This is a genomic window from Mesorhizobium ciceri biovar biserrulae (assembly GCF_001618845.1).
GTDB classification, from domain to species: domain Bacteria; phylum Pseudomonadota; class Alphaproteobacteria; order Rhizobiales; family Rhizobiaceae; genus Mesorhizobium; species Mesorhizobium ciceri.
Genome location: NZ_CP015064.1, coordinates 4359381 through 4373533 on the forward strand (window position 1 = coordinate 4359381; position 14153 = coordinate 4373533).

At 63.5% G+C, this 14153-nt stretch carries 11 protein-coding genes; all 11 read left to right on the forward strand.

The genetic code is table 11. The features are described 5' to 3' along the window. Window positions 1-2 precede the first annotated feature (2 nt). The 11 genes from A4R29_RS20515 (at window position 3) to A4R29_RS20565 (ending at window position 14153) form a co-directional block, all read left to right on the forward strand. Window positions 3-752: an SDR family NAD(P)-dependent oxidoreductase gene (locus A4R29_RS20515; RefSeq protein ID WP_063168723.1), complete on the forward strand. Its 750-nt coding sequence runs from the start codon at window positions 3-5 to the stop codon at window positions 750-752. 70 nt (window positions 753-822) lie between these two features. Then, window positions 823-1773: a LysR substrate-binding domain-containing protein gene (locus A4R29_RS20520; protein ID WP_013530401.1), complete on the forward strand. Its 951-nt coding sequence runs from the start codon at window positions 823-825 to the stop codon at window positions 1771-1773. 86 nt (window positions 1774-1859) lie between these two features. Further along, on the forward strand, window positions 1860-2894 hold the full coding sequence (locus A4R29_RS20525; protein WP_013530400.1) for an amino acid ABC transporter substrate-binding protein: 1035 nt from the start codon (window positions 1860-1862) through the stop codon (window positions 2892-2894). A 79-nt stretch (window positions 2895-2973) separates the two neighbouring features. After that, window positions 2974-4137 carry an ABC transporter permease subunit gene (locus tag A4R29_RS20530; protein ID WP_063172735.1) on the forward strand — a complete coding sequence of 388 codons (1164 nt, stop codon included), beginning with the start codon at window positions 2974-2976 and terminating at the stop codon, window positions 4135-4137. A 3-nt stretch (window positions 4138-4140) separates the two neighbouring features. Continuing rightward, window positions 4141-5220 (forward strand): amino acid ABC transporter permease, encoded by a 1080-nt coding sequence (locus A4R29_RS20535; protein ID WP_063172736.1) that lies wholly within the window; start codon window positions 4141-4143, stop codon window positions 5218-5220. 12 nt (window positions 5221-5232) lie between these two features. Beyond that, window positions 5233-5991, forward strand: a complete 759-nt coding sequence (locus tag A4R29_RS20540; protein WP_082827580.1) for an amino acid ABC transporter ATP-binding protein — start codon at window positions 5233-5235, stop codon at window positions 5989-5991. 60 nt (window positions 5992-6051) lie between these two features. Beyond that, window positions 6052-7476: an FAD-binding oxidoreductase gene (locus A4R29_RS20545; protein WP_063172738.1), complete on the forward strand. Its 1425-nt coding sequence runs from the start codon at window positions 6052-6054 to the stop codon at window positions 7474-7476. 98 nt (window positions 7477-7574) lie between these two features. After that, window positions 7575-9245 carry a thiamine pyrophosphate-binding protein gene (locus A4R29_RS20550; protein ID WP_063172739.1) on the forward strand — a complete coding sequence of 557 codons (1671 nt, stop codon included), beginning with the start codon at window positions 7575-7577 and terminating at the stop codon, window positions 9243-9245. Then, on the forward strand, window positions 9242-11338 hold the full coding sequence (locus tag A4R29_RS20555; protein WP_024503264.1) for a hydantoinase/oxoprolinase family protein: 2097 nt from the start codon (window positions 9242-9244) through the stop codon (window positions 11336-11338). The genes A4R29_RS20550 and A4R29_RS20555 overlap by 4 nt, the downstream gene beginning before the upstream one ends. Beyond that, complete coding sequence (locus tag A4R29_RS20560; RefSeq protein ID WP_063172740.1) at window positions 11335-12954, forward strand: hydantoinase B/oxoprolinase family protein; 1620 nt, start codon at window positions 11335-11337, stop codon at window positions 12952-12954. Before A4R29_RS20555 ends, A4R29_RS20560 begins: the two co-directional genes overlap by 4 nt. Further along, window positions 12951-14153 carry a pyridoxal phosphate-dependent aminotransferase gene (locus A4R29_RS20565; protein ID WP_063172741.1) on the forward strand — a complete coding sequence of 401 codons (1203 nt, stop codon included), beginning with the start codon at window positions 12951-12953 and terminating at the stop codon, window positions 14151-14153. The genes A4R29_RS20560 and A4R29_RS20565 overlap by 4 nt, the downstream gene beginning before the upstream one ends.

The window sequence follows — 14153 nt, forward strand, 5'->3', positions numbered from 1 at the left end:
GAATGAAGGATCTTTCCGTTCTGATCGTAGGCGGCGGCGCTGGCCTCGGCGCGCTTTTGGCCAGGATGGCTGTAGAGGCCGGGGCTGCAAAGATCGGCATCATCGACATCAACCAGGACGCCGCCGAAGCCGCTCTCGCACCGGCAAAGGCCAACGGCCTGCCGACCGCGGCCGCCCTGTGCGACATCCAGGTCGGCCCTCAGTGCCACGCCGCCTTCGACGCCATCGTTTCGAAGCTCGGGCGTATCGACACGCTGATCAATTGCGCCGCGATCTACCCTCGCCGCCCGCTCCTCGAGATCAGCGACGCCGATTGGGATGCCTCCAATGGCATCAACATCAAGGGCACTTATCACATGATGGTGGCAGCCGTTCGCCACATGCAATCGCAGGAGCCGAAGAGCCATGTGCGTGGCCGGATCGTCAACCTGACCTCTGTCGATGCCTTCAAGGCGCATCCGCAGAACGCCCACTATGCGGCAACCAAGGCCGCCGTGGTCAGCCTGACGCGCTCCTTTGCCCATGACGTCGCAAAACACGGGATCCTGGTCAATTCGGTGGCCCCCGCAGGCATGGCCACGGAGCGGGCCAAGGCCCTCGGCTTCCTCGAGGAACTGGCCAAGGCGAGCCCGCTGGGTCGTGGCGCCGAGCCTGCGGAGATTGCCGAGTGGGTTCTCATGACCGGCGGCCCCAAGAATACCTACATGACGGGAGAAAATGTAATTGTTTCAGGTGGTTATATATACGCCTGAGCTATTTTCGCGGCGCCGGCGGCGCTGAATTGTCCAACAGGAACGCAAGCGAAAGGAGGTGGAATAGACGATGACCGGCAAGCTTCGCCTTCCCTCGCTGAATGCGCTTCGCGTCTTCCACGCCGTCGCGCAGCACAAGAGCTTTCGGCAGGCGGCGGATGAATTGCTGGTCACGCCGCAGGCCGTCGGACAGCAGATCAAGCTACTGGAGGACACGCTTCAGGTGACACTGTTCGAACGCAAGGGGCGGTCGGTCGAATTGACCGAGTCTGCCATCCTTCTCTCGCACTATGTCAAAGCTGGGTTCGACGAGTTTTCCGAAGGTGTTCGCCGCGTCACCAAGTCGAATTACCGGGACCGCATCAACCTGAATGCGAGCCCCTATTTCGCGACCCACTATTTGCTGCCTCGCCTATCTCTGTTCCGGGAGATATTGCCCGGTGCGGATCTGCGCCTGACGACGATGGTCGATCTGCCCGATTTCGGACGCGACGACATCGATATGACCGTCCAGTGGGGCTACGGCAATTGGCCGGACTACGAGACCATACTGCTGGTGCCTGATCCGAAGGTCATCTGCTGCACTCCGGCCATCGGCGAGAGCATCAAGTCGGCGCAGGACCTGACGTTGTTCACGTTGCTGGACACCGTCAAGTCGAAGCGCCTTTGGCCAGACATTTTACGCCACCTTGCCATCGAGCAGACGGACGGCAACCGAAGCATCAGCTTCGACGATGCCGCGACCATGCGCCGTGCAACCCTGCAAGGCATCGGCGTCGGTCTCGTCTCCGTCATCGACGCCGAGGAAGATTTGAGGTCGGGCGCGCTGGTCGCGCCGGTCGGGCGCGACGCCCTTGCCGATATGCGGCCGGAAGAAGTTCCTGGATTCTACCTGATCGTCCCGCGCGGGCACCTGCGCGTGAAGGCGGTCGCCGCCCTTCATCGATGGCTCGCCCAGCAGGACTGGGGCAGCGATCTGAAGATTTCCTCCGTGCCGAAACCGACCCCGCTTTCCGACTAGGAGCGGCTTTGAGACCGAGCTCCGAAAGAGAACTTTTGGGCCTCCAACAACAAGAAACCAAACAACCTCAACAGTGGAGACGGAACATGAAGACGATGAAATGGGGGGCCGCAGCCATGGCCCTTGGACTTGTGCATTTTGCAGCGCCGGCAGAAGCCGCCGGCGGCAAGACGCTGGAAGCCGTCAAGGCGCGCGGCGTGCTCAACTGCACCGGCCATGACGGGTCTTACCTCGGCTTCGCCGAAGTCGACGACAAGGGCAACTGGAAGGGCATGGACATCGATCTCTGCCGGGCGGTGGCCACGGCCGTGCTCGGCGACCCGGCAAAACTGAAGGTCGTTCCGATCAGCTGGGCGCAGCGCTGGCCGTCCCTGCAATCGGGCGATGTCGACATCATCATCAAGGCGTCGGGCGGCACGCTCAGCCGCGACACCGAGCTCGGCCTGCAATTTTCCATGTCCTATTACCTCGGAACGACCAAGGTGATGGCGCACAAGGAGCTAAACCTCAAGTCGCTCAAGGATGCGGCCGGCGGCACGATCTGCATTCCCGCCGGCACGTCGCAGGAACAGCAGGTCGCGGCCTATACGGCCAAGCTTGGCATCAAGCTCGAACCCGTGCTCATCGAAAAGACCGAGGAGCTCGAGCAGGCCTATTTCTCCGGACGCTGCGATCTCTATGCGCAGTGGGGCCCGACGCTCGCCATTGCGCGCATCGCCAAGAGCAAGGTCGACGACCATGTCATCCTGCCCGACGTGCTCGCCGTCGAGCCTGAAGTCATGATCATGCGCCAAGGCGACGACAATTGGGTTGACATCGCCAACTGGACGCTGAGCACGCTGATCTTCGCCGAGCAGGAAGGCATCACCTCCAAGAACGTCGACGAGGTCAAGGCCAAGCCGACCTCGCCGCAAGTCGCCAAGTTCCTCGGCGTCACGCCAGGCATGGGCAAGGGTCTCGGTCTCGATGATGACTGGGCCTACAAGGTGATCAAGAACGTCGGCAATTACGGCGAAATCTTCGAGCGCGACCTCGGCAAGGACTCGCCCTACAAGATGGACCGCGAGTTGACCAACCTTTGGAACAATGGCGGGGTCCTGTTCCCGCTGGTGATCGACTGATCCGTCCTTAACTCACCCGCTCCAGGCCCCGCCCGGCACAGCCGGGCGGGGTCGGCGACAATTCGGCAAGGATCTTTGGATGGTCAGCCTGCTGAGAAATCAAAAGGTCCGCAACGCGCTGTTGCAGGTCCTCTATGTCGGCTCGATCGCCGCGATGGTGCTTGCCGGCATCGTGATCGCCCGCCGCAACCTGGCTGATCAGGGGATCACCTCCGGATTCGACTTTCTGTTCAAGTCGACGGGTTGGGATGTGAATTTCTCGCTGCTGCCCGCCACGGCCAATGATCCCTATTGGTGGTACTTCCTCATCGGCATCATCAACACGCTGTTCCTGGGGAGCGTCGGCCTGATACTGGCGACGATCGTGGGAACGATCGTCGGTCTGGCGCGGACGTCTTCGAACGATTTGGCGCGGCTGCTCGGCCGTACCTATGTGGACATCTTCCGCAACATTCCCCTGATCCTCCAGGTTTTCTTCTGGTATGCGATCATCACGCACCTGCCGACGCCGCGCAGCGCGCACGAAGCCTGGGGCTTCCTGCTCACCAGCCGAGGACTCTACATCCCGTTCCCGAACGTCGGCAGTGCCGCGTTTGCCGCAGCCACAGTGGCTGTGATCGCGGCCATCGTGCTGCCGGCCTGGCTGGGCAGGACGTCGCTCCTTGCCCAGCCGATCGGCCAGCGGCGCACCATTCAGTTTGCCGCCGCCGCAGCGGCACTGGCCTGCGCGGCCATCATTCTGGCTCTCGGACGTCTGCCGGATACGCCGCTGCTGGACTTCCCTGCCCTGCAAGGCCTCAATCTGAGAGGCGGCCTGCGTATCCCTCCGGAGTTCGCCACCCTCGCCATCGCCATCGCCATCTATGGCGGCTCCTACATTGCGGAGATCGTGCGCGGAGGCTTCAAATCTGTCGGCACCGGCCAGGTCGAGGCAGCCCTTTCCTTGGGCCTTAGTCCCTGGCGGGTCTTCACGCTGGTGCGGCTGCCGCTGGCGCTGCGTGCCATGCTGCCGATCCTTGCCAATCAGTATGTCTGGCTGATGAAGGCGACGACGATGGGCATCGCCGTGGGCTTCACCGATTTCTTCATGATTGTGGCGCTGACGATCAACCATTCCGGGCAAACCCTCGAAGCGATCGGCATCCTGATGGCAGGCTTCCTCGCCATCAACCTCAGCCTTGCCGCCGTCTTCAACCGCATCAACAAGGCAATTGCCCTCAAGGGCAATCAACTGAGGGGCTGAGAGATGGAGATGGTCATTGTCGCTCCACCCGCTCCCGGCAGGCTTGAGGATCTGAGGCGACGCTTCTTCGCGACGCCGCTTCAGGCGGTGGTGTCGCTGGCCTGTCTGACGATCATGGTCTTCCTGGCCTGGAAGCTGCTGAATTGGGCGGTTTTCTCGGCTGTCTTCACCACCAGCGGCGGGCCGGAAGCCTGCCAGGCGGCAGCGGGAGCCTGCTGGTCGGTCATCGCAGCGAGATGGCGGATCATCTTCTTCGGCCTCTATCCCTACGAGGAACAATGGCGCTCGGCGCTGGCCTGCGTCGCTGTTGTGGTGATGACGGTGCTGAGCTGTATCCCGGCGTTCTGGACGGGCCGCCGGATCGCGCTGGTATGGGGAGCCGGAACAGGCCTTTTCTACCTATTGATGAAAGGCGGCGTGCTTGGCCTTGCCCATGTCGGCGAGGAAGCCTGGGGCGGGCTGGCGCTGACCCTGTTCATCTTCGTTACCACCTGCCTGATCGGTTTCCCCTTGGCGATCTGCCTGGCCTTGCTGCGCCGGTCGGAGCTGCCCTGGATTTCGCGGACCACCGGCCTCATCATCGACGGGGTCCGGTCGCTTCCGCTGATATCGATCCTCTTCACCTTTGCAGTGGTTCTGCCGTTCGCGCTGCCGCAATGGCTGCAGGGCGATAAGCTTTACCGCGTGATCCTCGGCTCCGCTCTGTTCTTCTCCGCCTATCAGGCTGAGATCGTGAGAGGCGGCATGCAGGGCGTTGCGACAGGACAGGAGGAGGCTGCCATGGCACTCGGCATGCGCTACTGGCAACGCATCAGCCGCATCCTCCTGCCTCAGGCAATGCGCAACGCGATGCCGGCCACGATCAACCAGTTCGTCATCTCGTTCAAGGAGACCTCGCTGGTGGTCATCGTCGGTTTCTTCGAGATCCTGGCTTCCGGCAATGCCGCCTATGGCACCGGCGAATGGCGCTTCGCCTATGTCGAAGTCTATGCCTTCATCGCCTTCATCTACTTCATCTTCGTCTTCAGCCTATCCCGCTATGGCGCCTTTCTCGAGCGCCGCATGTCGGTCAGCGAACGGTAAGGAGGCGTGCAGGTGATCTCAACCAATTCGACCGGTGAGCCGGCGCTCCGCATCGAAAACCTCGACAAATACTACGGCACGTTCCAAGCACTGCGCGGGATAAACCTTTCCGTACAACGGGGCGAAAAAATCGTCGTCTGCGGACCCTCCGGCTCCGGCAAATCGACGATGATCCGCTGCATCAACCGCCTCGAACAGCACAATGGCGGCCGCATCGCGGTGCTCGGGACCGAGCTCAACGACGATGTCGGCAATATCGACGAGATCAGGCGTGAAGTCGGCATGGTGTTCCAGCACTTCAACCTGTTCCCGCACATGACGGTGCTGGAGAACTGCATGATCTCCCCGATGATCGTGCGCAAGCAGCCGCGGACGCAAGCCGAGGCAACCGCCCGCCACTACCTGGAGAAGGTGCGCATTCCCGAGCAGGCCATGAAATATCCCAGCCAATTGTCCGGCGGTCAGCAGCAGCGCGTCGCCATTGCACGCGCTCTTTGCATGCAGCCGCAGATCATGCTGTTCGACGAACCGACCTCGGCGCTCGATCCGGAAATGGTTTCCGAAGTGCTTGACGTCATGGTCACGCTTGCCTCGGAAGGCATGACGATGATCTGCGTGACGCATGAGATGGGCTTTGCGCGTCGCGTGGCGGACCGGGTGCTTTTCATGGACGGCGGCGAGATCCTCGAAGAAGCGCCTCCGGACGAGTTCTTCACCTCTTCCCGCAACGAGCGCACTCGACAATTCCTGTCGCAGGTGCTGGGTCATTGATTGGAAGCAACGATCCGGGACGTGTCGGACGGCACGCCCTCAGCTAACTCGGGTAAATCAATGACCGATCCCGCCACCGCGCTGCACGAGATTCTCGGGCCGAAAGGCTGGCTTTCGGGCCGGGATGCCGAGCCCTACCGGCGCGATTGGCTCAATCGCTACGGCGTCGCACCTCTGGGCGTTGCCAGGCCCGCGAATACGCCGGAGGTTGCCAGTGTCGTCAAACTATGTCGCGAGGCCGGACTGGCAGTCGTGCCGCAAGGCGGAAACACCGGGCTTTGCGGCGCCGCCGTCGCCGAGCAGCCGAATGCGGTGATCGTCTCGCTGTCACGCATGACGGCGATCGGGAAGCCGGATCTGGACAGCGGATCGATCGTCGTCGAGGCGGGTGTCGTGCTGGCCACGCTGCACGAGGCGCTGGAGCCGCATGGGCTGATGTTTCCAATGCATCTGGGCGCAGAAGGCAGCGCCAGGATCGGCGGCCTGATCGGCACCAATGCCGGCGGCAGCCAGGCTTTCCGATACGGCATGATGCAGGATCTCGTCCTGGGTCTCGAAATCGTGACGCCTGATGGCGGGATTTGGGACGGACTGCGCGCGGTGCAGAAGGACAATGCCGGCTATCAACTGCGCAAGCTGTTCTGTGGCGCTGAGGGCACGCTCGGCATCGTCACGCGCGCGATCCTGCGGCTCTACCCCAAGCCTCGGCAGCAAGCGAGCGCCCTTCTGGTCCTGCCCGACTTTGCCGCCGCCGTTTCGTTCGGCGCCTTCCTGCGCGGCGAGGCCGGGGAATTCCTGACTGGCCTCGAGTTCTTCTCCGATGTGGGCCTGCGATTGGCGCTCAAGCACGTGCCCGACCTTGCCTACCAACTGGAGACACGGGGCGGTGTCTATCTGCTGGTCGAACTGGCATCGGGGTCGTCACGCGTTCCCCTGGACGAGATCCTGGCTTCGGCTCTGGAATGGGGCATGGAACAGAGCCTGGTTAGCGACGGCGCGCTGGCGGCGACAGGTGCGCATCGGGCACAATTCTGGCGGCTGCGCGAGGAGCAACCGGAGGGACAAAGGCTGGAAGGCGAGCAACTCAAGCACGACATCTCCGTCCCTCCAGGTGCAATCGCCCGTTTCGTCGAGGCTGGCGCGAAGATCTGCGGCGGCATTCTTCCCGGTGTGCGGATAAACCCGTTCGGGCACCTCGGCGACGGAAACATCCATTACAATTTGTCTCCGCCGGAAGGTCGTGCCGATTTCGACGGCAAGGCCGAGCTGTTCGCAGAGGCGCTGTCATCTCTTGCCACTCAGATGGGCGGCAGCTTTGCCGCCGAGCATGGGCTTGGCCGGGCAAAGGTGGTCATGGCCGACCGCAATCGCGGCCTGGTGGAGCGAGAGCTCATGGCGCGGCTCAAAGGCGCGTTCGATCCGCTGGGCACGATGAACCCGGACGTCCTGGTTCGCGCCTCTCGGGAAAGAAAAACTTTCGAATAGACGGCATTTCTTGGTTTCGTCTCGATGCGCCAGCGTGCACGTATGAATCCGAAAGGCAGGCTCGATCCGCTTGCCGCCTGAATGAAGGATGTCGCAGCATGATCCGCAATGGCGGTCGCCTTCTTGTCGAATGCCTGATCGCGCTCGGCGCGACCAAGAGTTTCGGTGTGCCGGGCGAAAGCTATCTGGCCGTGCTGGACGCGCTGCACGACTCTCGTGGAAAGCTGGACTACGTGCTGTGCCGCAACGAGGGCGGCGCGGCATTCATGGCCTCGGCCTATGGCAAGCTGACGGGTTCGCCGGGCATCTGCTTCGTGACGCGCGGACCGGGTGTCGCCAATGCGTCCATCGGCGTGCACACGGCGATGCAGGACAGTTCGCCGATGATCCTGTTCGTCGGCCAGGTCGGCACCGACATGCGCGGCCGCGAAGCGTTTCAGGAAATCGACTACCGCGCGGTGTTCGGCACGATGGCGAAATGGGCGGTGGAGATCGACGCTGTCGAGCGCCTGCCGGAAATCATTGCCCGGGCCTGGACCACGGCGCTCACCGGGCGGCCCGGCCCGGTGGTGATCGCCCTGCCCGAGAACATGCTGACGACGCCGACCGATGTCGCGGCGCTCAGCGGGCCTGCCAGGGTGTTCGAGGCCGCGGCCGATGCCGATGCGCTGGCCGAGGCCCGGTCCATGCTGGCCGCCTCCAGCAGACCGGTCATCCTGATCGGCGGTGCCAACTGGTCAGCTGACGGGCGTGCCGTGCTCCAGGCTTTCGCCGAAACCTCCGACATTCCGGTGGTCGCGGCGTTCCGTTTCCAGGATCAGTTCGACAATGGCTCACCGGTCTTCGTCGGCGAGGCCGGTGTCGGCATGGTCCCGCATGTCAAGAAGCTGATCCGGGACGCCGATGTGATCCTGGCGATCAATGTGCGCTTCGGCGAGATGACCACGGATGGCTACACGCTGCTGTCCGTGCCCCAGCCGAAGCAGAAGCTGATCCATGTCCACGCTTCGGATCGCGAGATCGGCAAGATCTACGTGCCCTCGCTTGGCATCCATGCCGGGCCGAACGCCTTCGCCAAGGCGCTCTCGCCGGTCAAGGGCGACTGGGCCGCGTGGCGGTCGCAGGCACGCCAAAGCTATGAGGGCACGTTCACCGCGCCTGCCCAGCCGGGCCCGGTCGACATGGTCGAAGTCAGCCGCTGGCTGCGCGAGAACCTACCCGACGACGTCATCCTGACCAATGGCGCCGGCAATTTCACCGTGTGGCCAAACAAGTTCTTCAGGTTCGGGCAGAAGGCGCGGCTGCTTGCACCGCAATCCGGCGCCATGGGCTACGGCCTGCCGGCGGCCATCGCGGCCAAAGTGGCCTTTCCCTCACGCACGGTGGTCTGCTTTGCCGGTGACGGCGATTTCCAGATGAACTGCCAGGAGTTGGGGACGGCGATGCAGGCCGGGGCGCAGCCGATCGTCCTCATCCTGAACAACGGCATCTACGGGACCATCCGCGCGCATCAGGAGCGGCACTATCCGGCGCGCGTGTCGGGAACGAACATCGAGAACCCGGATTTCGTCGGCATCGCCCGGGCCTATGGCTTCCACGCCGAGCGGGTCGGCGCGACCTGCGATTTCGCCGGCGCTGTCGGCAGGGCGCTGGCATCCGCGACCGGCGCGGTCCTGGAGCTGGATATTTCCCCGGAGGCGATCACGCCGCGTCAAACCCTTTCCCAAATGCGCGACGCAGCGCTCGCTTCGCATAAGGCCAACGCATGACCAGTACGGCAAATGACATCCGTCTCGGCGCGGATATCGGCGGCACGTTCACCGATATTGTGGTCGATGTGCGCGGCACGATCTTTTCGACCAAGATCCTGACCAACTATGCCGCCCCCGAACAGGCCATCCTCGACGGGATCGAGATCGTCGTGCGCGACGCCGGCATCACGCTGGCGGACCTCGACATCGTCATTCACGGCACCACGCTGGCGACCAACGCGCTCATCGAACGGCGTGGCGCCAAGACGGCATTGGTCACCACCGAAGGGTTTCGCGATGTCATCGAGATGCGCACGGAAAACCGGTTCGAACAGTATGATCTGAACCTGAAGCTGCCGCCGCCGCTGATCCCGCGCGAGCATCGCTATACGGTCAAGGGGCGCATCGGCGCGGACGGAAAGGAATTGCAGCCGCTGGACGAAGCAGCGCTCGACGAGATCGCCGACAGCATCGCCGCGGGCGGCTTCGGCGCCGTCGCCATCGGCTTCATCCATTCCTACATGAACCCGGTGCATGAGCAGCGGGCACGCGCGATCCTCGCCAGAAAGCTGGACATACCGATTTCCATCAGCGCTGAGGTCTCGCCGCAGATGCGCGAGTTCGAACGCTTCAACACGGTTTGCGCCAATGCCTATGTCCGGCCGCAGATGGCCGACTATCTGGTGCGCCTCCAGGTGCGGCTGAAGGAGATGGGGGCGAACTGTCCGGTGTTCATGATCCACTCGGGCGGCGGACTGATCTCGGTGGAAACCGCGTCCGAATTTCCGGTGCGCCTGGTCGAGTCCGGTCCGGCCGGCGGTGCCATTTTTGCGGCCGACGTGGCGCGGCGCTTCGACCTGGACTCCGTCGTCTCCTACGACATGGGCGGAACGACCGCGAAGATCTGCCTGATCGAGGACTATTCGCCGCGCACGGCGCGGACCTTCGAGGTCGCCCGCACCTATCGCTTCTGCAAAGGCTCCGGCATGCCGATCTCGATCCCGGTCATCGAGATGATCGAGATCGGCGCCGGCGGCGGCTCGATCGCCTGGGTCGACGCCATGGGCCGCATCCAGACCGGCCCGGAAAGTGCCGGGTCCGAACCCGGTCCCGCCTGCTACGGGCGTGGCGGCAGCCGCCCGGCCATCACCGATGCCGACCTGGTGCTGGGCAAGCTCGATCCCGACAATTTCGCCGGCGGCGCCATCAGGCTCGACACGCAGGCGTCGGAGCAGGCGATCACCCGCGATGTCGGCACCCGGCTTTCACTCAATTCCGTTTCGGCCGCCTTCGGCATCTGCGAGGTCGTCGACGAGAATATGGCCAATGCCGCCCGCGTCCATGCGGTGGAAAACGGCAAGAACATCTCCGACAATGTCATGATCGCCTTTGGCGGTGCAGCGCCCCTGCATGCGGCGCGGCTGTGCGAGAAGCTTGGCGTCGAACAGTGCCTTGTCCCGCAAGGCGCCGGCGTCGGCTCGGCCATCGGCTTCCTCAAGGCGCCGTTCGGCTACGAGGCGCTGGCTTCCAAGCTGATGCGGCTGTCGCGCTTCGATGCATGCGAGGTGAATGCGCTGCTCGACGGGCTGAAGACGACCGCCGAGAGCTTCGTGCGAGCCGGCACGAACAATGCCATCACCCGCGAGATCACCGCCTTCATGCGCTATGCCGGCCAGGGTTGGGAAATCCCGGTGCCGCTGCCCGACAGGGCGTTCAAGCCCGGCGATGAGGTGAGCCTCAAGGACGCCTTCCGGGACAATTATGCGCGCTTCTTCGGCCGTGCCATTGATGGCCTCGACGGATTGGAAATCGAGATCGTCACCTGGTCGGTCAAGGCGCAGGACGTGCGGCCGGCGCCCGCAAGGCACGAGATCACCATGGGGACCAGGACCGTCGCCGCTTCGCAAACGCGCGAGGTTTTCGATCCGGCGACCGGAACCGTGCAGGTTTCAGCCATCATCGAACGCGCCGACCTTTCGCCAGGGGATCGCATCAGCGGTCCGGCGGTGATCGTCGAGCGTGAGACGTCGACGGTCGTCACCACTCTCTTCGATGCCGCGCTACAGAGCGACGGTTCGATCCTCCTGATCCGCAAAGGGGTCCAGGCATGAGCGACATCTTGGAAATCCGCATGCAGGTGATGTGGAATCGCCTGATTTCGGTGGTCGAGGAGCAAGCGCTGACCCTGTTGCGTACGGCCTTCTCCACGTCGGTGCGTGAATCGGGCGACCTGTCGGCCGGCGTGTTCAATCCGCGCGGCGAGATGCTGGCGCAGGCCGTGACCGGTACGCCCGGGCATGTGAACACCATGGCCGAGGCCGTGCTGCAGTTCATGAACGAGATCCCGCGCGAGGAGATGTACGAGGGCGACACCTATGTCACCAACGATCCCTGGAAAGGCACCGGCCATCTCCATGACATCACCATGGTCTCGCCCTCGTTCCTGAACGGCGAACTGGTGGCATTCTTCGCCTGCACCGCGCACGTGGTCGATGTTGGCGGACGTGGCTTCGGCGCCGATGGCAAGTCAGTCTACGAGGAAGGGATCCAGATCCCGATCATGAAGTTCGCCGAGCGCGGCAAGGTGAACTTCGATCTGGTGAAGATCCTGCGCGCCAATGTGCGCGAGCCGAACCAGGTCGTCGGCGACTTCTATTCGCTGGCCGCCTGCAACGAGGTCGGCCATCGCCGCCTGGTCGACATGATGAAGGAGATCGGCCTGGCATCGCTGGACAGGCTGGGAGAGTTCATCTTCACGCGCACGCATGACGCGACGCTGGAGCGCATCAAGGCGCTGCCGAAAGGCACCTGGTCGAACGAGTTGGTGACCGACGGCTACGATACGCCGGTCAAGCTGGTGGCAGCTGTCTCGATTGAGGACGACCATTTGAATGTCGATTTCTCCGGCACCGATCCGACAAGCCGATGGGGCATCAACGTTCCGATCATCTACAGCAAGGCCTATGCCTGCTACGCCCTGAAATGCGTCGTGGCGCCGGAGATCCCGAACAATGCGGCCTCGCTTGCTCTGTTCACTATATCGTCGCCGACCAACATCCTGAACGCCCCGCGGCCGGCGCCGGTCTCCCTGCGGCACGTCATCGGCCATATGGTGCCCGATCTGGTGCTGGGCGCGCTGGCCAAGGCGCTGCCGGGCCAGATCCTTGCCGAAGGGGCGGCGGCACTGTGGAACATCCACATCTCGGTCAGGCCGGTCGCCGGGAGCGATGGACGCCGCGCCGAGGTGCTGATGTTCAATTCCGGCGGCATGGGGGCCCGCCCGACGTTGGACGGGCTGTCCGCCACCGCCTTTCCGTCCGGTGTCCATACCATGCCGATCGAGGCGACCGAGCACACCGGGCCGATCGTCATCTGGCGCAAGGAACTGCGTCCCGATTCCGGCGGCGACGGGGAATTTCGCGGCGGCCTCGGCCAGATCCTCGAAATCGCGGCCACTGAAGGCCACGAGTTCGATTTTTCCGCCATGTTCGACCGGGTCAGGCATCCAGCCAAGGGGCGCGATGGCGGCAAGGACGGAACCGCCGGCATCGTCAGGCTCGACGATGGCACGCTGATGCGCCCCAAGGGCTGGCAGCACGTTCCGGAAGGGCGTCGCCTGGTGCTGGAACTTCCTGGCGGTGGCGGCTATGGCGATCCCTCCAGGCGCAGTACGGAGGCGCGGGCACAGGACGTGTCCAGGGGCTATATTTCGGAGAAAAGCCGATGAGCTACATTTCCTCGCGCCTGTCCGTGGTCAAGCCGTCGGCTTCGATGGCCGCCTCGCAGGCGGCCAAGGCGCTACGGGCCAAAGGCGTCGACGTCATCGACCTTGGCCTTGGCGAACCTGATTTTCCGACGCCTGCCCACATCATCGAAGCGGCCTATGCAGCCGCCAAAGCGGGCCAGACCCTCTACACCGCCGCAGCCGGCTCGCCGGAAGTGCGCGAGGCCGTGGCCGGGAAGTTCAGGCGCGAGAACGGACTGGACTACACGGCCAACGACATCGTCGTGGCCAACGGCGCCAAGCAGATCATCTTCAACGCGCTGATGGCGACGCTGGAACCCGGCGACGAGGCCATCCTGCCCGCGCCCTATTTCGTCTCCTATCCTGAGATGGTGAAGCTGCTAGGCGGCACGCCCGTCACGGTCGAATGCAGGGAAAGCGGCGGCTTCAGGCTGACGCCCGAACTCTTGGAAAAGGCGATCGGGCCGAGAACCAAGTGGCTGTTCCTGAACATGCCCGGCAATCCATCCGGAGCGGTCTACTCGGCCGACGATCTCAAGGCGCTTGGCGCTGTCCTTGCCAGGCATCCGCAGGTGCTCATCCTGTCGGACGAGATCTATGAGCACATCATCTTCGATAACCGCGAATTCGTATCCTTCGGCAAGGCCTGCCCTGACCTCAAGGACCGAAGCCTCATCGTCAACGGTGTGGCCAAGGCCTATGCGATGACCGGCTGGCGTGTCGGTTATGCAGCCGGCCCGGCACCACTCGTCAAGGCGATGTCGATCATCCAGAGCCAGTCGGTCACTTCGGTCTGCTCGATTGCCCAGGCGGCGACGGTCGCCGCACTGAACGGCCCGCAGGACGAGGTGGCTCGTTTCCGCGATGCATTCGAGGCGCGCAGGAACCTGGTCGTCGATGGCATAAGGCGCATCAACGGCCTGACGCTGCCGCCGCCGGAAGGCGCATTCTATGCCTATATCGGTTGCGCCAGCCTGATCGGCCGCAGGACCCCAAAAGGTGTCATGCTGGAGGACGATACGGCGGTGGCGACCTATCTTCTGAACGAAGGCCGCGTGGCCTCGGTGCCGGGCACTGCCTACGGACTTTCACCCTATTTTCGTATCTCCACCGCCACCAGCGAGGAGGTGCTTGCCGAGGCGATCGCGCGGATCAACGCCGCCGTCGCGCAAGTGGAGTAG

Bases quoted from the DNA above. Each gene is read 5' to 3' on its own strand.
- A4R29_RS20515 (WP_063168723.1), top strand. From the start codon at position 3: ATGAAGGATCTTTCCGTTCTGATCGTAGGCGGCGGCGCTGGCCTCGGC.
- A4R29_RS20565 (WP_063172741.1), top strand. From the start codon at position 12,951: ATGAGCTACATTTCCTCGCGCCTGTCCGTGGTCAAGCCGTCGGCTTCG.
- A4R29_RS20555 (WP_024503264.1), top strand. From the start codon at position 9,242: ATGACCAGTACGGCAAATGACATCCGTCTCGGCGCGGATATCGGCGGC.
- A4R29_RS20560 (WP_063172740.1), top strand. From the start codon at position 11,335: ATGAGCGACATCTTGGAAATCCGCATGCAGGTGATGTGGAATCGCCTG.
- A4R29_RS20530 (WP_063172735.1), top strand. From the start codon at position 2,974: ATGGTCAGCCTGCTGAGAAATCAAAAGGTCCGCAACGCGCTGTTGCAG.
- A4R29_RS20525 (WP_013530400.1), top strand. From the start codon at position 1,860: ATGAAGACGATGAAATGGGGGGCCGCAGCCATGGCCCTTGGACTTGTG.
- A4R29_RS20545 (WP_063172738.1), top strand. From the start codon at position 6,052: ATGACCGATCCCGCCACCGCGCTGCACGAGATTCTCGGGCCGAAAGGC.
- A4R29_RS20520 (WP_013530401.1), top strand. From the start codon at position 823: ATGACCGGCAAGCTTCGCCTTCCCTCGCTGAATGCGCTTCGCGTCTTC.
- A4R29_RS20535 (WP_063172736.1), top strand. From the start codon at position 4,141: ATGGAGATGGTCATTGTCGCTCCACCCGCTCCCGGCAGGCTTGAGGAT.
- A4R29_RS20550 (WP_063172739.1), top strand. From the start codon at position 7,575: ATGATCCGCAATGGCGGTCGCCTTCTTGTCGAATGCCTGATCGCGCTC.